Consider the following 15,750-nt stretch of genomic DNA (forward strand, 5'->3'; position numbering starts at 1 on the left):
CGACGACGATGGAGATGCAGGGAACCCGCCAGCTGGCCGTGACGCAGCAGCAAGCCTGGGACGCGCTGAACGATCCGCAGGTGCTGCAGGCCTGCATCCCCGGCTGCGAGAAGGTCGAGCGCACGGGCGACGATCGCTTCAGCGTGGCGATGGCGGTCAAGGTCGGCCCGGTCGCGGCCAAGTTCGCCGGCCGCATCACGCTGTCGGACGTGCAACCGCCCCAGAGCTACACGCTCACCTTCGACGGCCAGGGCGGCGCCGCCGGATTCGGCAAGGGCACGGCCAAGGTGCAGCTCGCGCCCAACGCGGGTGGCTGCGAGCTCGGCTACACCGTGCACGCGCAGGTCGGCGGCAAGATCGCGCAGGTCGGCCAGCGGCTGATCGACGGCGTGGCGCGCTCGATGGCCGAGGACTTCTTCAAGCGCTTCGAGGCCGAGATGGCGCGCCGCTACCCGGCCGCCGCCGCGCCGGCACCGGTGCCGGCCGCTGCGCCGGCCGCGCCGGCCATTCCCATGTGGGTCTGGATCGCCATCGCGGTCGTGGCGGCGGGCGTCCTCCTGTGGCTACGGCGATGAGGGCGCCTGCGGCGTTGCTCGCCTGCCTCACCGGCGCGGCCGGGGCGCAGGGCGTCGCGCCGCCGGAGACGGCCACCCTGCCGCCCGTCAGCGTGACCGTCAATCGCGGCACGGCGCTGCGCGTGTTCGACACGCCCGCGTCGGTCGACGTCATCGACGCGGCGGTACTGCGACAGGGGCAGGCGCAGGTCAACCTCTCGGAGACGCTGGCGCGCGTGCCGGGGCTGGTGGCGCAGAACCGCCAGAACTACGCGCAGGACCTGCAGATCTCCTCGCGCGGGTTCGGCGGCCGCTCCACCTTCGGGGTGCGCGGGCTGCGCCTGTACGTCGACGGCGTGCCGGCCAGCGGGCCCGACGGGCAGGGCCAGGTGTCGCACTTCGACCTGCCGTCGGCCGCGCGCGTCGAGGTGCTGCGCGGGCCGTTCTCGGCGCTGTACGGCAACTCCTCCGGCGGCGTGATCAGCGTGTTCACGGAGGACGGCGGTCCCGACACCGTCGCGACGGCTTCCACCGCCTTCGGCAGCGAGGGCGTGCAGCGGCACAACCTGCGCCTGTCGGGGCAGCTGCAGGCGGCGACGTACCAGCTGAGCGCGACGCGTTTTTCCACCGACGGCTGGCGCGAGCACAGCGCGGCCGAGCGCTCCACGTTCAACGGCAAGGTCAAGGTGGCGCTCGGCGCCGCGACGCACCTCACGCTGGTGGGCAACAGCCTCGAGCTGCCGCGGGCGCAGGACCCGCTTGGCCTGTCGCGCGCGGAGTTCACGGCCGATCCGCGGCGGGCCACGCCCTCCGCGCTGCTGTTCGACACCCGCAAGAGCGTGCGCCAGCGGCAGCTCGGCCTGGTGCTGGACCACCGCGTCACGGCGGACGACGACGTGCAGGTCGTGGTGTACGGCGGCGGGCGGTCCACCGTGCAGTTCCAGTCCATCCCGGTCGCGGTGCAGGCCGCGCCCAGCCACCCCGGCGGCGTGATCGATCTCGACCGCGCGTACGACGGGCTCGATGCACGCTGGGTGCATCGCAGCCGCTGGCTCGACCGGCCCGCCGTCGTCACGGCCGGCGTGTCGACCGACCGCGTGCGCGAGGACCGGCGCGGTTGGCGCAACTTCGTCGGCAGCACCCTGGGCGTGCAGGGCGCGCTGCGCCGCGACGAGGTCAACCGCGCGCGCAACGTCGACCAGTACGCGCAGCTGCAGTGGGAGGCGTCGGCGCGCTGGAGCGTGCTGGCCGGGCTGCGGCACTCCCGGGTGACGATGGATTCGCGCGACCGGTTCGTCGTGGCCGGCAACGGCGACGACAGCGGCTCGACCGCCTTCGCCGCCACCACGCCGGTGGCCGGCGTCGTGTTCCACGCCAGTGATTCGCTCAACCTCTATGCGGCCGCGGGCCGCGGGTTCGAGACGCCGACCCTGAACGAGGCTGCCTACCGGCCGGGCGGCCTGCCCGGCCTGAACGTCGGGCTGAAGGCGGCCACGAGCCGGCAGTGGGAACTCGGCGCCAAGTACGCCGCCGGCCGCAGCTGGGCGAACGTGGCGCTGTTCGAGGCGCGCACGGCCGACGAGATCGCGGTGCTGTCGAACACCGGCGGGCGCAGCGTGTTCCAGAACGCCGGCGCGACCCGGCGGCGCGGTGTCGAGCTCGCCGGCGCCACCCGCTGGGGCAGCGGCTGGTTCGCCCAGGGCGCCGCCACCGTGCTCGACGCCCGCTTCACCTCCGGCGCGACGGTGCCGGTGGGCAACCGGTTGCCGGGCGTGCCGCGCACCAGCCTGTTCGCCGAGCTCGGCTGGGGGCACGCGCCATGGGGCCTGCAGGCGGCGCTGGAGTGGCGCTACCTCGGCCGCATCTTCGTGGACGATGCCAACAGCGATGCGGCGGGCGCGGCGCGCACGCTGGGCGCGCGCGTGTCGCTGCAGCAGAAGGCCGGCCGCTGGACGGTCGATGAATTCGTCCGCATCGACAACCTCGCGGATGCGGCCTACGCTGGGTCGGTGATCGTGAACGAAGGCAACCGGCGCTTCTTCGAGCCGGCCCCGGGGCGCACCTGGCTGGCCGGCGTGACGGCGGCGTACCGGTTCTGAGCGCGAGTCCTGAACGCGAAAGGAAGCACGATGGAAAACCTCGACGTCCTGGTCCTGCGCACGCTGCGCGACTGGCGGCAGGCCGGCAAGCGCGCGCTGCTCGCGACCGTGGTGCGCACCTGGGGGTCGTCGCCGCGGCCGGTGGGCTCCATCATGGCCCTGGCCGAAGACGGATCGGTGGTCGGGTCGGTCTCGGGCGGCTGCATCGAGGACGACCTGATCTTTCGCTTCACGCAGGTCGATGCCGGCCGCGGCGAGGCGAAGACGATCCCCTCCGGGCCGCCGGCGTTCGTCAAGTACGGCATCACGGCCGACGAGGCGCATCGCTTCGGGCTGCCGTGCGGCGGCACACTGGAGCTCCTGCTGGAGTACGACCCCGATGCGGCGGCGCTGGCGCAGCTGGTCGAGGCGCTGGAGGCCGGACGCCTGATGCGGCGCGTCGTGCGGCTGGCCGACGGAGCGGTGTCGCAGGAGCCGGCGGACACGCCCTCGGACCTGGCGGTGGACGACACCCGCATGGCCAACACCTTCGGTCCCGAGTACCGCATGCTCCTCATCGGCGCCGGCCAGCTCACCGAATACCTGGCGACCATGGCCCTGTTCAGCGGCTTTGCCGTCACCGTGTGCGACCCGCGCGAGGAGTACCGCGGCGCCTTCCACGTGGCCGGCGCGACGCTGGTGACCGACATGCCCGACGACGTGGTGCAGGCGTTCCGCCCCGACCGGCGCAGCTGCGTCGTGGCGCTGACGCACGATCCCAAGCTGGACGACCTGGCGCTGCTGGAGGCGCTGGGCACCGACGCCTTCTATGTCGGTGCCATCGGCAGCCGCCGCAACAACGACGCGCGCCGCCAGCGCATGGTCGAGCACTTCGGCCAGACCGCAGCATCGCTCGCGCGGCTGCGTGGCCCGATCGGCATCTACATCGGCAGCAAGACGCCGCCGGAGATCGCGGTCAGCGTCATGGCCGAGATCCTCGCGGTCAAGAACGGCGTGCCGCTGCCGCGCGACATGGACGTGGCCGAGGCCAAGAACCGGCGCGCGGAGCGGGAGAACGATCCCGGCGCGATGGCCTGCGCCACGCCGGGCTGAACGCGCGGCCTGAACACGCGGGCTTGAACGCGCGGGCTTGAACACGCGGGCGTGTTCTTGCGCCGGCCCGCTCAGGTGCGCCAGGGCAGCGGCAGCTCGCTGCCGTCGGGCAGCGCCACCGGCACGGGCGTCGCGGCGAACACCGCGGTGGTCACCAGCGGCTCGTCGCCGGTGTTGAAGATCTGGTGCAGCACGTTGGGCGGCAGCACCAGGGTCTGATCGGCGCTGAACGAATGCCGCCGGCCCGCGATCTCCACCTCGCCGCGGCCGGCGACGCACATCACGATCTCCTCGCAGGCGTGCGAGTGCGGCGGCGTCGCGGCGCCGGGGTCCATGGACTGGTGCCACAGGCTCAGCGTGCGCAGGCCCTCCTGGGTGCCGGCCCAGGTGGCATGGCGCACGCCGGGAATGGGCGTGTCGGCGGGACGGGACTGGTCGATGACGTACATGTCGGTTTCCTTCGATGGCTGGGAGTGGATGGGCGCCTGCGCAGGACGTGCACGCAGTGTCGGGCGCCGCGGACGGCAGAACAAGGGGCGGCAGTGTCGTCACATTGACGGCAGAATGTCGGCAATCCGATGAACAGCCTGCAGCAGCTACTGGCCTTCGCCGACACCGCCAAGCACGGCAGCTTTGCCGCCGCCGCCCGCGAGACCGGCAGCGCGCCCTCGACGCTGGCCAAGGCCGTCGGCCGGCTGGAGGCGAGCCTCGGCGTGCGCCTGTTCCACCGCACCACGCGCCAGGTGAGCCTCACGCCCGACGGCGAGCGCCTGTTCGCGCGCTGCCAGCGGCTGCTCGAGGAAGTCGATGAACTGCGGGCCGAGGCCGCCGGCGTGCGCGCCGCGCCGACCGGGGTGCTGCGGGTCGACCTGCCCATCGTCTTCGGCCGCCGCGTCGTGCTGCCGGTGCTGGCCCGCCTGCTGCGCGAGCATCCGGGCCTGTCCGTGGATGTGCGGCTGGAGGACGGCTACGCCGACCTGGTGAAGGAGGGCATCGACCTGGCGGTGCGCGTGGGCGAGCTGAAGGACTCGACCCTGGTGGCGCGCCGGTTCACCACCCAGACGCTGCTGCTCGTCGCGAGCCCGGCCTACCTGCAGGCCCGCGGCACGCCGCGGCGGCTGGAGCAGCTGGCCCGGCACGACGCCATCGTGTTCCGCATGCCCACCACCGGCAAGCCGCGGCCCTGGCAGTTCCGCCGCAAGGGCGAGGCGGTCGACATGCATCCGCCGTCGGCGATCCGCCTGAACGACGGCGAGGCGCTGGTCGAGGCGGCGCGCATGGGCCTGGGCCTCGCGCAGGTGCCCGACTACTTCGTCGAGCACGAGCTCGCGCGCGGGGAACTGGTGGAGCTGCTGCCCGGCTTCCGGCCCGCCCCGATGCCGGTCTCGCTGGTCTACCCGGCGGCGCGCCTGGTGCCGCAGCGCGTGCGCGTGCTGGTGGATGCGCTGCTGGCGATCGGGCAGCGCTGAGCGGGCGGCAAAAAGAAAAGCGCCCCGCAGGGCGCCTTCCAGCAGTGCGGGGGCGCGCTCACATCTTGCGGTACGCGTCCACCAGCTGCTGGCCTTCGGGGCCGGCCTTGTCCAGCCATTCCTTGAGCATGGTGTCGCCGACCTTCTTCATGTCGGCCTTCAGCTGCGCGGACGGCTGCAGGATCTGCATGCCGCTGGCCTTGAGCTTCTCCAGCACTTCGGTGTTGGTCTTCTTGCTCAGCGCCCAGCCGCGCGCTTCCGCGTCGGCGGCGGCCTTGAGCAGGGCGTCCTGGGTCGGCTTGTCCAGCGCGCCGAACGCCGCCTTGTTGACGATGACCGCGTTCTTGGGCAGCCAGGCCTGGGTGTCGTACCAGTTCTTGATGTGCTCGTAGGTCTTGCTGTCGTAGCCGGTGGAGCCCGACGACATGTACGAGTCGACCACGCCGGTGGCCATGGCCTGCGACAGTTCGGCCGCCTGCACGGTGACCGGCTGCGCGCCCACGAGTTCGGCGATCCGGGCCGTGGCGGGGCTGTAGGCGCGCCACTTCAGGCCCTTCATGTCGGCGGCCGAATTGAGGGTGCGCTTGGTGTAGATGCCCTGCGGCGGCCAGGCCACCGCGTACAGCAGCATCATTCCCTGCTCGCCGAGCTTCTTGTCCAGGAACGGCTTCTGCGCCTTGTACAGCTTCATCGACGCGTCGTAGCTGTCGGCCAGGAAGGGAATGCCGTCCGCCCCGTAGACCTGCCACTCGTTCTGGAAGTTCACCAGCAGGATCTCGCCGATCTGGGCCTGGCCGCCCTGCACGGCGCGCTTGATCTCCGGCGCCTTGAACAGCGTGGCGTTCGGGTGGACCGTGATCTTGAGCTTGCCGCCGGTGGCCTTGTCCACGTCGCCGGCGAACTGCACCAGGTTCTCGGTGTGGAAGTTGGTGGCCGGGTAGGCAGCGGGCAGGTCCCACTTCGCCTGGGCCATCGCCTGGGAGGAGACGGCCAGCACGGCGGCGCCGAGCGCGAACTTGAGTTTCATGGACTCTCCGGGAGAATGGGGTAGTGAAGAACCGGGTCAGGATACGAGCAATTCCCGCGCCAGCGGATGCGGTCTTACCCCAAGCGGGCAGGGACCCGATCGGCGTGCTGATGCTCGACACGCGGTTCCCGCGCCTGCCTGGCGACGTCGGGCACCCCGCGGCCTTCGGCCAGCCCGTTGTCCACGCCGTGGTGGAAGGCGCGTGGCCGCGCAAGGTGGTCACGACGGCTCAGGACCTGCGGGCCGGTGGGCTCGCGCCGCTGTTCATCGAGGCCGCTGCACTGCTGGTGGACGAGGGCGTGCGCGCCATCACCACGAGCTGCGGCTTCCTGGTCCTGCTGCAGGCCGATCTGCAGGCCGCCTCGCCGGTGCCGGTGGTCACGTCCAGCCTGCTGCAGTTGCCCGCGCTGCTGGCGCAGGAGGCGCGGGTGGGGGTGCTGACGATCAGTGCCGCGCACCTCGGGCCCGAGCACCTGCGCGCGGCGGGCGTGCCCGAGGACCGGCTTGCCGACGTGGTGGTGCAGGGCATGGATCCGAAGGGTGCCTTCGCCCTCCCGATCCTGGGCAACGAGCCGCTGATGGATGTCGCGGCGGCGCAGGCCGACGTGGTCAATGCCGCGGTGCAGCTGCGCTCGCGCGAGCCCCGGCTGCGCTGTGCGGTGCTGGAATGCACCAACATGCCGCCGCACGCGAAGGCCGCCGCTCGGGCCAGCGGACTGCGTCTGTTCTCGCTGCTCGACGACCCGTTGCTGGCCCCCGGCTGAGCGGGGCCCTGGCTACATCTTCGAGGGCAGCCAGGTCGCGATCTGCGGGAACCACCAGAGCAGCAGCACCATCGCGCACATCAGGAAGAAGAACGGCATGGTCACGCGCGCGATCCAGGTGATCTCCTTGCCCGTCATCCCCTGCAGCACGAACAGGTTGAAGCCCACCGGCGGCGTGATCTGCGCCATCTCGACCACGATCACGATGAAGATGCCGAACCAGACGAGGTCCAGGCCCGCGGCCTGCACCGACGGCAGGATGACGCCGATCGTCAGCACCACCATCGAGATGCCGTCCAGGAAGCAGCCAAGGACGATGTAGAAGATCGCCAGCGCGATGATCAGCCCGAACGGCGTCAGCCCCATGGAGTTGACGAATTCGGCCAGGTGCCGCGGCAGTCCGATGTAGCCCATGGCGAGCGTCAGGAACGCGGCGCCCGAGAGGATCAGCGCGATCATGCAGTACAGGCGCGTCGCCCCGAGCAGCGACTCGCGGAAGGTCGCCCAGGTGAGCGAGCGCTGCACGGCCGACAGCAGCAGCGAGCCGACCACGCCGACGGCGGCCGCCTCCGTGGCGGTGGCGACGCCGGTGTAGATGGAGCCGAGCACGGCGGAGATCAGCAGCACCACCGGGATCAGGTGGCGCGACTCGAACAGGCGCTGCCGCAGCGTCATCACCGCATCCGGCGGCGGCACGCGGTCGCGGTGCATCGACGACCAGACGGCCAGGTAGCCGGAGAACAGGCCCGCCAGCAGGATGCCCGGCAGGATGCCGGCCACGAACAGGCGGGCGATCGAGACGTCGGCGGAGACGCCGTAGACGATCATGATGATCGAGGGCGGGATGAGCAGGCCCAGCGTGCCGGCGCCGGCGAGCGACCCGATGGTGATGTCTTCCGGGTAGCCGCGCCGCGACAGCTCGGGCAGCGTCATCTTGCCGATCGTCGCGCACGTGGCGGCCGAGGAGCCCGACACCGCGGCGAAGATGGTGCACCCGATCACGTTCGTGTGCAGCAGCCGCCCGGGCAGGCGGCTCACCCACGGCGCGAGCCCGCGGAACATGCTCTCGCTCAGCTTGGTGCGGAACAGGATCTCGCCCATCCAGATGAACAGGGGCAGCGCGGTGAGGGTCCAGCTCGATGCCGAGCCCCAGACGGTGACGGCCATCGCGTCGCCGGCGGGGCGCGAGGAGAACAGCTGCATCCCGATCCAGGCCACGCCGGCGAGCGTGAGCCCGATCCAGACGCCGCTGCCCAGCAGCGCGAACAGGGTGACGATCAGCAGGGTGGTGACGGCGACGTCATTCATTGTGCAGGGCCTCCTGGCTCTCGGTCGCCTGGCGCCGCCCGCGCAGCTCCAGCACCCACTCGTCGATGAAGGCCACCAGCAGGATCAGCGTGCCCAGGGCCATGGCGACCTGCGGGATCCACAACGGCGTGGCGTCGTTGCTGGTGGAGATGTCGTGGATCGCCCAGGACACGTACGCGAGCCGCACCGAGAAGAAGGCGAACAGGGCCGCCAGCAGCACGGCCGCCGTCAGTGCCCAGACCTCGAGGCCATGGCGGGCGCGGCCGGTGAGCCGGCCGAGGATGAGGGTCACCCGGATGTGCTCGTTGCGCTTGAGGGTGTGCGCCAGCGCGAGGAAGCCGGCCGCCGCCATCGCATAGCCGGCGTAGGCGTCGGTGCCCGGCACGTGGAAGTTCAGCTGGCGGCTGACGATGGACAGCAGCACCATCAGCAGCACGCCCACCATCGCGAGCGCCGCCAGCCACGCGGCGGCGTCGTAAAGCAAGTCCAGAAAGCGTCGCATCACAGTCCCCGTCCTCCGTCCGCGGCGCGCCGCGGGTCGCGGCATTCTCGCTCAAGGGGTCCGCGAGGCCCGGCCGGGCGGCGGCCGCTTGCCGCCCGCTGTTTCATCCTGGAGACAATGGCGTCCATGCAGACCGACAAGCAGGATGCGTTCCTGGAGAACTACCGCCGCCTGGCGCGCTACAACCGCTGGTTCAACGAGCGGCTGTACGACGCCTGCGAGCGACTGCCGGATGCCGAGCGCCGGCGCGATCGCGGCGCCTTCTTCGGCTCCATCCACGGCACCCTGAACCACCTGGTGTGGGGCGACAAGCTGTGGCTGCGCCGGTTCGCGGCGCAGGACGTGGCCTTTGCCGCGCTGCGGCCCGAGCTGCTGGCGCTGCCGGCAGGCGCCGTGCACGAGACGGTGCTGCACCACGACTGGCAGGCCCTGCGCACGGACCGGCGCACGCTGGACGCGGCGATCGAGGCATGGACGCTGGAGATGCCCGCAGGCTGGGCGGAACGCACGATCCGCTACGCGAACACGAAAGGCGTGGCACGCGAGCAGCCCGCCTGGCAGGCGCTGACGCACTTCTTCAACCACCAGGCCCACCATCGCGGCCAGGTCACCACGCTGCTGATGCAGGCGGGCGTGGACCCCGGCGTCACCGACCTGATCGCGATGCCCTAGGCCCGGACGCACGAAAGCCGGGCGGAGCCCGGCTTTCGTGGGGGATCGGAAAGCGGCTGGGGGCCGCTACGCTCACTTCCTGGCGCTGGCGGCGGGCTTGGCCGCGGCGGCGGTTTCCTTCTTCTCCGCCTTGGCCTCGGCCTTGGCTTCCTTGGCGTCGGCCTTGGCTTCCTTCTTCTCGGCCTTCGCTTCGGCCTTGGCTTCCTTCTTGTCGGCCTTGGCTTCCGCCTTGTCCATCTTGGCGTCGGCCTTGGCGTCCGCCTTCTTGTCGGCCGCCTTGGCATCGGCCTTCATGTCGGCCTTCTTCTCGTCCTTCTTTGCAGAGGCCGTGGCCGGCTTGTAGGAGCTGCCGCCGACGGTCAGGCCGGCTTCGGACAGGTGCTCGGCGCGCTTCTCGCCCACGCCCTTGACGCGGGTGATGAAGTCGTCCCAGCTCTTGAAGTCGCCCTTCTTGCGCTCGGTGATGATGAGCTTGCTGGTGCCGGGGCCGATGCCCTTGACGCCGTCGAGCTCGGCCTCGGAGGCCTTGTTGACGTCGACCGCGGCCATGGCGACGGCGGCGGACATCAGGAGGGCCAGGACGGCCAGGATCTTCTTGAACATGCGGGTCTCCATTGGGAAGATGGCAGGGACCTTCTCAACGCCCGCCGGCGAGCCCGGTTGACCGGGGCCGGGGAAACCCCTCAGGCCCCGTCCTTGCCAAGCTCTGCCATGTAGCGGGCGACCCCGGTCTGCACGTCGGCGAAGGCGTGGTCGCAACCGGCGGCGCGCAGCCTGGCCAGGTCGGCCTGCGTGTGGCATTGGTACTTGCCCCGCAACGCATCCGGGAAGGGGATGTACTCCAGCAGCCCGGCCGCCGCCGCCGACTCGGCGGTGTGGGCCCGGCCTGTCAGCGCGGAGACCACCGCCGTCGCGACGTCATTGAAGGGCTGCGCGCGGCCGCTGCCGAGGTTGAAGATGCCGCGCCGGTCGGCGTGGTCGAAGAACCAGAGGTTCACGGCCACCACGTCGTCGACGAACACGAAGTCGCGCTCCTGCTGGCCCGGGCCGTAGCCGCCGTACTCCCCGAAGAGCTTGACCTTGCCCTGCTCGCGGAACTGGTTGAACTGGTGGAACGCGACGCTGGCCATCCGGCCCTTGTGCTGCTCGCGCGGGCCGTAGACGTTGAAGTAGCGAAAGCCCACCACCTGGTGCGCGGCGCCGGCGAAGTCGGGGCCGAGCTCGCGCCGCAGGCGCTGGTCGAACAGCAGCTTGGACCAGCCGTAGACGTTCAGCGGCCGCTCGAACTCGGGCGACTCGGTGAAGCTTGCCGAGCCTCCGTACGTGGCCGCCGACGACGCGTACAGCAGCCGGGACCCCCGCTCCTGACAGGCGTGGAACAAGCCGCAGGACAACGTGTAGTTGTTGTCCATCATGTACTTGCCGTCGCTCTCCATCGTGTCGCTGCAGGCGCCTTCGTGGAAGACCGCCTCGACGGCGCCGAAGTGGCCGTCGGCGAACGCGTCGTAGAACAGGTCGGCGTCGATGTAGTCGGCGATGCGCAGGTCGGCCAGGTTCCTGAACTTGTCGCCCTGCGTGAGGTCGTCGACGGCGATGATGTCGTCGATGCCGCGCGCGTTGAGGCCCTTGACGATGTTGCTGCCGATGAACCCGGCGGCTCCGGTGACGACGACACGGGTCATGCGAACAGCTCCTCGTAGGAAACGGTGGCGGTGCCGAACTTGCCCACCACGATGCCGCCGGCGCGGTTGGCGATCGGGACCGCCTCGCGCAGGCCCAGGCCGGCCGCGGCCATCGCGGCCAGCGTCGCGATCACGGTGTCGCCGGCGCCGGTGACGTCGAACACCTCGCGCGCCTGCGCCTGCACGTGCAGCTCGCCCTGGGCGTCGAAGAGCGTCATGCCTTCCTCGCTGCGCGTGACCAGCAGCGCCTGCAGGTCCAGCTGCTCGCGCAGGCCGTGCGCCTTGGCGCGCAGTTCGTCCTCGGAGTGCCAGCGGCCCACCACGTCCTGCAGCTCGGCGCGGTTGGGCGTGATCACCGAGGCCCCGCGGTAGCGCGCGTAGTCGGAGCCCTTGGGATCGACCAGCACCACCTTGCCCAGCCGGCGGGCCAGGGCGATCATCGCCGGGATGTGGGCGAGGCCGCCCTTGCCGTAGTCGGAGAACAGCACGGCGTCGTGGTCGGGCACGAGCTGCGCGAACGCCTCGGTCTGCAGCGCCAGCACTTCGTGGTCGGGCTCGTTCTCGAAATCCATGCGCAGCAGCTGTTGTTGGCGGCCGATGACGCGCAGCTTCACCGTGGTCTTGAGGCCCGGGTCACGCTTGAGGTGGGTGGCGATGCCGGTCTCGCGCAGCAGCGTCTCGAGCCGGTGGCCGGGCTCGTCGTCGCCGACCACGCCCAGGAAGCTGGCCTGCGCGCCCAGCGTGGTGACGTTGTACGCCACGTTGGCCGCGGCGCCAATGCGTTCCTCCTCGCGGCTGACCTTGACGACGGGAACGGGCGCCTCGGGCGAGATGCGCTCGACCGCGCCGTGCCAGTAGCGGTCGAGCATCGCGTCGCCGACCACGAGCACGCGGGCCCGCGCGAGTTGTGACTTCGTTGGGTTGTTCATGGCTGGATCCTGTGCGCCTGGCCTCGGGTGCTGGCGCCCGGCAGGCCGCGGGCCGCTTCGTGGGGCGTCATAGTTCTTCCACGCGCCGCGGCGGGTAGCTGTCCCAGGCCTGGCAGCCGGGGCATTGCCAGAAGTGCTGGTTGGCCTCGAAGCCGCAGGCCGCGCAGCGGTAGCGCAGCAGGGGCCGGGCCGCGTGCTCCAGCGCCCGCTGCACCTGGGGATGGTGCTGCTCGTGCTCGAGCTTCTCGGTCGCGAGCCATTTGGTGGCGGCGACCAGGGACGGCTCGCGCTCGAGGTGGCGGGCGTACCACTGGCTCGCCTGGGCCTGCGGCTGCAGCGCGACGATCGCCTCCAGCACGTCGAGCGCGGGCGACTGCTCGTAGCTCGCCTGCAGCAGCGCCATGGCCTCGGCCTGGCGGCCGGCGGCGGCGGCATCCTGGGCCAGCGCGCGCGCCAGCAGCGGGATCGAGGCGGGGGAGTCCTGGGCCAGCCGCACGAGCGTGTCGAAGGCCTGCCGCGCATCGCCCGCCTTGCGCTGCAGCGCGGCCAGCTCGATCACGGGGCGGGCCGCGGTGGGCGCCAGCGCCATCGCGTCGCGCAGCAGGCCCTCGGCTTCGGCGCCCGCGGCCGGCGCGGCCAGCTCGCACAGGTAGTGCGCGCGGCGGCTGCTGAAGTTGCCCTGGCCGGCGCGCTCGAGCTTGGCGGCCACCTCGGCGGCCTGGGCCCAGTCGCGCGAGCGTTCGTAGATGGCCAGCAGGGCCAGCAGCGCCTGGCCTTCGTACGCCGAGCCCTCCAGCTTGCGCAGCGCCTCCTCGGCGCGGTCCAGCAGGCCGGCCTTGAGGTAGTCGAGGGCCAGCGCATGCTGCGCGCGATGGCGCTCGGCGCGGCTGAGGTCGCCGCGCGAGAGCAGGTGCTCGTGCACGCGCACGGCGCGCTCGTATTCGCCACGGCGGCGGAACAGGTTGCCCAGCGCGAAGTGCAGCTCCGAGGTGTCCGGGTCGCTGCGCACGGCCTCGATGAAGGCGTCGATGGCCTGGTCCTGCTGCTCGTTGAGCAGGAAGTTCAGGCCGCGGAAATAGGCCTTGGGCGCCTGGCGGTTCTCGACCCGCAGCTGGTGCAGGTCCAGCCGCGAGGCGACCCATCCCAGCACGAAGGCGATGGGCAGGCCCCACAGGACCCAGCTGAGGTCAAAGTCCATGCGAATCCGGCGTGCCGGCCTCGGGCTGCACTGCCGCCGGCGGCAGCCCGCGCTGCGCCGCCGAGCGCTGGCGCCACCAGCGCGGCACCATGCCCAGCGCGCCCACCGCCAGGCCGGCGGCGAACGTCGCCAGCACGACGAGCACCAGCGGTCCGCTCCACGACGTGCCGAAGAAAAAGTGCACGGTGGCCGGCTGCTGGTTGTTCAGCGCGAAGGCGAAGAGGGTAAAAAAAATGGCTGCCTTGAGCAGCCACATGAAGTATTTCATTGCGCTCCCCGGTCGGAGCAATTCTACGGTTGGGCAGGCTCAGCCCCGCTCCATCTCCTCGGTGCGCTTGTCCACCGCCTCGCGCAGGGCCTTGCCCGGCTTGAAGTGCGGCACGCGCTTTTCGGGGATCTGGACGCTCTCGCCGGACCGCGGATTGCGGCCCAGCCGGGGCGGCCGGCGGTTGATCGAGAAGCTGCCGAAGCCGCGGATCTCGATGCGGTGCCCGCGGACCAGGGCATCGCCCATCGCGTCGAGGATGGCCTTGACGGCGTACTCGGCGTCGCGATGGGTGAGCTGGCCGAAGCGGGAGGCCAGTTCCTCGACGAGGTCTGAACGGGTCATGCGCAAAGGACAGGGGTGCCGCCAGGGCACCCCTGCATTCCTCCGGTTAGCGTTCCAGCTTGGCCTTGAGCAGCGCGCCCAGGTTGGTCGTGCCCGCGTTCTCGCGCGACGACTGCTGGCTCAGGCTGGCCATGGCACCCTGCTCGTCGGCCATGTCCTTGGCCTTGACGGACAGCTGGATGTTGCGGGTCTTGCGATCCACGTTCACCACCACGGCGCTGACCTCGTCGCCTTCCTTGAGCACGTTGCGCGCGTCTTCCACGCGGTCACGGCTGATCTCGGAGGCGCGCAGGTAGCCCACGATGTCCTGGCCCAGGTCGATCTCGGCGCCCTTGGGGTCCACGGTCTTGACCTTGCCCGACACCACGGAACCCTTGTCGTTGACCGACACGAAGGTGGTGAAGGGATCCTGGTCCAGCTGCTTGATGCCCAGGCTGATGCGCTCGCGGTCGACGTCGACGGCCAGCACGATGGCCTCGACTTCCTGGCCCTTCTTGTAGTTGCGAACGGCGGCTTCGCCGGTTTCGTTCCACGAGAGGTCGGACAGGTGCACCAGGCCGTCGATGCCGGCAGCCAGGCCCACGAACACGCCGAAGTCGGTGATCGACTTGATCGGGCCCTTGACGCGGTCGCCGCGCTTGGTGTTCTGCGCGAACTCCTGCCACGGGTTGGCCTTGCACTGCTTCATGCCCAGGCTGATGCGGCGCTTGTCCTCGTCGATCTCCAGGACCATGACTTCCACCTCGTCGCCCAGGGAGACGATCTTGGAGGGAGCCACGTTCTTGTTGGTCCAGTCCATCTCGGACACGTGCACCAGGCCTTCGATGCCCGGCTCGAGCTCGACGAACGCGCCGTAGTCGGCGATGTTCGTGACCTTGCCGAACATGCGCGTGCCCTGCGGGTAGCGGCGCGAGACGCCCATCCAGGGGTCGTCGCCCATCTGCTTGAGGCCCAGCGAGACGCGGTTCTTCTCGGTGTCGAACTTGAGGATCTTGGCCGTGATCTCCTGGCCGGCCTGCACCACCTCGGACGGGTGGCGCACGCGGCGCCAGGCCATGTCGGTGATGTGCAGCAGGCCGTCGATGCCGCCGAGGTCGACGAACGCGCCGTACTCGGTGATGTTCTTGACCACGCCGCGGACGATGGAGCCTTCCTTGAGGGTTTCCATCAGCTTGGCGCGCTCTTCGCCCATCGAGGCTTCCACGACGGCGCGGCGGCTCAGCACCACGTTGTTGCGCTTGCGGTCGAGCTTGATGACCTTGAATTCCAGGGTCTTGTTCTCGTACGGCGTCAGGTCCTTGATCGGACGGGTGTCGATCAGCGAGCCGGGCAGGAACGCGCGGATGCCGTTGACCAGGACCGTCAGGCCGCCCTTGACCTTGCCGCTGGTGGTGCCGGTGACGAATTCGCCGGACTCGAGGGCCTTTTCCAGAGCCATCCAGGAGGCGAGGCGCTTGGCCTTGTCGCGCGACAGGATGGTGTCGCCGTAGCCGTTCTCGATGGCGTCGATGGCCACCGACACGAAGTCGCCGACCTGGACTTCGACTTCGCCCTTGTCGTTCTTGAACTCGTCGATCGGCACGTACGCTTCGGACTTCAGGCCGGCGTTGACGACGACGAAGTTGTGCTCGATGCGGACCACCTCGGCGGTGATCACCTCGCCGGCGCGCATTTCCGAGCGCGTCAGCGATTCCTCAAACAGGGCGGCAAAAGATTCAGACATTCAGGTTCCTTGCGCGTCGCCAGGTTTCCAACGGCACCATTGCCGATGTTTCTAGGACTGGGACGGCTCGCTTTTGCGGCTCGCGCCGCGGGTTGGTTGACGATCCGCACCGCCAATGCGC

At 70.5% G+C, this 15,750-nt stretch carries 17 protein-coding genes; 6 read left to right on the forward strand and 11 right to left on the reverse strand.

What is annotated here, in order from left to right; all coding sequences use genetic code 11:
• Positions 1–8: 8 nt before the first annotated feature.
• The 3 genes from AC3ANR_RS07370 to AC3ANR_RS07380 are packed head-to-tail and all read left to right on the forward strand — an operon-like array spanning position 9 to position 3,745.
• The gene (locus tag AC3ANR_RS07370; RefSeq protein ID WP_488291232.1) at positions 9–575 is read left to right on the forward strand and encodes an SRPBCC family protein; all 567 of its coding nucleotides are present in this window, start codon (positions 9–11) and stop codon (positions 573–575) included.
• Positions 572–2,653, forward strand: a complete 2,082-nt coding sequence (locus tag AC3ANR_RS07375) for a TonB-dependent receptor family protein (protein WP_488291233.1) — start codon at positions 572–574, stop codon at positions 2,651–2,653. The genes AC3ANR_RS07370 and AC3ANR_RS07375 overlap by 4 nt, the downstream gene beginning before the upstream one ends.
• 30 nt (positions 2,654–2,683) lie before the next feature.
• On the forward strand, positions 2,684–3,745 hold the full coding sequence (locus tag AC3ANR_RS07380; RefSeq protein WP_488291234.1) for an XdhC family protein: 1,062 nt from the start codon (positions 2,684–2,686) through the stop codon (positions 3,743–3,745).
• Positions 3,746–3,816: 71 nt separating this feature from the next.
• Here the strand turns inward: AC3ANR_RS07380 and AC3ANR_RS07385 are convergent, their stop codons facing one another.
• The gene (locus AC3ANR_RS07385; protein WP_488291235.1) at positions 3,817–4,194 is read right to left on the reverse strand and encodes a cupin domain-containing protein; all 378 of its coding nucleotides are present in this window, start codon (positions 4,192–4,194) and stop codon (positions 3,817–3,819) included.
• Positions 4,195–4,323: 129 nt separating this feature from the next.
• Between AC3ANR_RS07385 and AC3ANR_RS07390 the strand changes: the two genes are divergently transcribed.
• Positions 4,324–5,214, forward strand: coding sequence for a LysR family transcriptional regulator (locus AC3ANR_RS07390; RefSeq protein ID WP_488291236.1), 891 nt, complete (start codon positions 4,324–4,326; stop codon positions 5,212–5,214).
• A gap of 58 nt (positions 5,215–5,272) precedes the next feature.
• Here the strand turns inward: AC3ANR_RS07390 and AC3ANR_RS07395 are convergent, their stop codons facing one another.
• Positions 5,273–6,241, reverse strand: a complete 969-nt coding sequence (locus AC3ANR_RS07395; RefSeq protein WP_488291237.1) for a TRAP transporter substrate-binding protein — start codon at positions 6,239–6,241, stop codon at positions 5,273–5,275.
• A 110-nt stretch (positions 6,242–6,351) separates the two neighbouring features.
• On the opposite strand from AC3ANR_RS07395, the gene AC3ANR_RS07400 reads away from it, so the two are divergent.
• On the forward strand, positions 6,352–7,005 hold the full coding sequence (locus tag AC3ANR_RS07400; protein ID WP_488291238.1) for an aspartate/glutamate racemase family protein: 654 nt from the start codon (positions 6,352–6,354) through the stop codon (positions 7,003–7,005).
• 12 nt (positions 7,006–7,017) lie between these two features.
• Here the strand turns inward: AC3ANR_RS07400 and AC3ANR_RS07405 are convergent, their stop codons facing one another.
• Positions 7,018–8,313 (reverse strand): TRAP transporter large permease, encoded by a 1,296-nt coding sequence (locus AC3ANR_RS07405; RefSeq protein WP_488291239.1) that lies wholly within the window; start codon positions 8,311–8,313, stop codon positions 7,018–7,020.
• A complete protein-coding gene (locus AC3ANR_RS07410; RefSeq protein ID WP_488291240.1) occupies positions 8,306–8,815 on the reverse strand; it encodes a TRAP transporter small permease in 510 nt (169 codons plus the stop codon). The genes AC3ANR_RS07405 and AC3ANR_RS07410 overlap by 8 nt, the downstream gene beginning before the upstream one ends.
• Before the next feature lie 126 nt (positions 8,816–8,941).
• Here AC3ANR_RS07410 and AC3ANR_RS07415 point away from each other — a divergent pair, with 126 nt between their 5' ends.
• Positions 8,942–9,487: a DinB family protein gene (locus AC3ANR_RS07415; protein WP_488291241.1), complete on the forward strand. Its 546-nt coding sequence runs from the start codon at positions 8,942–8,944 to the stop codon at positions 9,485–9,487.
• A gap of 72 nt (positions 9,488–9,559) precedes the next feature.
• Here AC3ANR_RS07415 and AC3ANR_RS07420 read toward each other — a convergent pair whose 3' ends face one another.
• From AC3ANR_RS07420 to rpsA, 7 genes are all read right to left on the reverse strand, one after another.
• Positions 9,560–10,090: a ComEA family DNA-binding protein gene (locus AC3ANR_RS07420; protein ID WP_488291242.1), complete on the reverse strand. Its 531-nt coding sequence runs from the start codon at positions 10,088–10,090 to the stop codon at positions 9,560–9,562.
• An 80-nt stretch (positions 10,091–10,170) separates the two neighbouring features.
• The gene (gene rfaD, locus AC3ANR_RS07425) at positions 10,171–11,169 is read right to left on the reverse strand and encodes an ADP-glyceromanno-heptose 6-epimerase (RefSeq protein ID WP_488291243.1); all 999 of its coding nucleotides are present in this window, start codon (positions 11,167–11,169) and stop codon (positions 10,171–10,173) included.
• Entirely contained in the window at positions 11,166–12,098 is a 933-nt protein-coding gene (gene rfaE1 / locus AC3ANR_RS07430; protein ID WP_488291244.1) for a D-glycero-beta-D-manno-heptose-7-phosphate kinase, read from the reverse strand. Before rfaE1 ends, rfaD begins: the two co-directional genes overlap by 4 nt.
• Before the next feature lie 67 nt (positions 12,099–12,165).
• Positions 12,166–13,296: a lipopolysaccharide assembly protein LapB gene (gene lapB, locus AC3ANR_RS07435; RefSeq protein WP_488291245.1), complete on the reverse strand. Its 1,131-nt coding sequence runs from the start codon at positions 13,294–13,296 to the stop codon at positions 12,166–12,168.
• Entirely contained in the window at positions 13,286–13,564 is a 279-nt protein-coding gene (locus tag AC3ANR_RS07440; protein WP_488291246.1) for a LapA family protein, read from the reverse strand. Before AC3ANR_RS07440 ends, lapB begins: the two co-directional genes overlap by 11 nt.
• Positions 13,565–13,603: 39 nt before the next feature.
• A complete protein-coding gene (locus AC3ANR_RS07445; protein WP_488291247.1) occupies positions 13,604–13,906 on the reverse strand; it encodes an integration host factor subunit beta in 303 nt (100 codons plus the stop codon).
• 46 nt (positions 13,907–13,952) lie between these two features.
• The gene (gene rpsA / locus AC3ANR_RS07450) at positions 13,953–15,629 is read right to left on the reverse strand and encodes a 30S ribosomal protein S1 (RefSeq protein ID WP_488291248.1); all 1,677 of its coding nucleotides are present in this window, start codon (positions 15,627–15,629) and stop codon (positions 13,953–13,955) included.
• Positions 15,630–15,750: the final 121 nt, after the last annotated feature.

It is taken from the genome of Ramlibacter sp. JJN2-2R (assembly GCF_057747835.1).

Bases quoted from the DNA above. Each gene is read 5' to 3' on its own strand.
- rfaD (WP_488291243.1), bottom strand. From the start codon at position 11,169: ATGACCCGTGTCGTCGTCACCGGAGCCGCCGGGTTCATCGGCAGCAAC.
- AC3ANR_RS07380 (WP_488291234.1), top strand. From the start codon at position 2,684: ATGGAAAACCTCGACGTCCTGGTCCTGCGCACGCTGCGCGACTGGCGG.
- AC3ANR_RS07375 (WP_488291233.1), top strand. From the start codon at position 572: ATGAGGGCGCCTGCGGCGTTGCTCGCCTGCCTCACCGGCGCGGCCGGG.
- AC3ANR_RS07390 (WP_488291236.1), top strand. From the start codon at position 4,324: ATGAACAGCCTGCAGCAGCTACTGGCCTTCGCCGACACCGCCAAGCAC.
- lapB (WP_488291245.1), bottom strand. From the start codon at position 13,296: ATGGACTTTGACCTCAGCTGGGTCCTGTGGGGCCTGCCCATCGCCTTC.
- AC3ANR_RS07370 (WP_488291232.1), top strand. From the start codon at position 9: ATGGAGATGCAGGGAACCCGCCAGCTGGCCGTGACGCAGCAGCAAGCC.
- AC3ANR_RS07410 (WP_488291240.1), bottom strand. From the start codon at position 8,815: ATGCGACGCTTTCTGGACTTGCTTTACGACGCCGCCGCGTGGCTGGCG.
- AC3ANR_RS07400 (WP_488291238.1), top strand. From the start codon at position 6,352: ATGCTCGACACGCGGTTCCCGCGCCTGCCTGGCGACGTCGGGCACCCC.
- AC3ANR_RS07445 (WP_488291247.1), bottom strand. From the start codon at position 13,906: ATGACCCGTTCAGACCTCGTCGAGGAACTGGCCTCCCGCTTCGGCCAG.
- AC3ANR_RS07440 (WP_488291246.1), bottom strand. From the start codon at position 13,564: ATGAAATACTTCATGTGGCTGCTCAAGGCAGCCATTTTTTTTACCCTC.
- rfaE1 (WP_488291244.1), bottom strand. From the start codon at position 12,098: ATGAACAACCCAACGAAGTCACAACTCGCGCGGGCCCGCGTGCTCGTG.
- AC3ANR_RS07415 (WP_488291241.1), top strand. From the start codon at position 8,942: ATGCAGACCGACAAGCAGGATGCGTTCCTGGAGAACTACCGCCGCCTG.
- AC3ANR_RS07385 (WP_488291235.1), bottom strand. From the start codon at position 4,194: ATGTACGTCATCGACCAGTCCCGTCCCGCCGACACGCCCATTCCCGGC.
- AC3ANR_RS07420 (WP_488291242.1), bottom strand. From the start codon at position 10,090: ATGTTCAAGAAGATCCTGGCCGTCCTGGCCCTCCTGATGTCCGCCGCC.
- AC3ANR_RS07395 (WP_488291237.1), bottom strand. From the start codon at position 6,241: ATGAAACTCAAGTTCGCGCTCGGCGCCGCCGTGCTGGCCGTCTCCTCC.
- rpsA (WP_488291248.1), bottom strand. From the start codon at position 15,629: ATGTCTGAATCTTTTGCCGCCCTGTTTGAGGAATCGCTGACGCGCTCG.
- AC3ANR_RS07405 (WP_488291239.1), bottom strand. From the start codon at position 8,313: ATGAATGACGTCGCCGTCACCACCCTGCTGATCGTCACCCTGTTCGCG.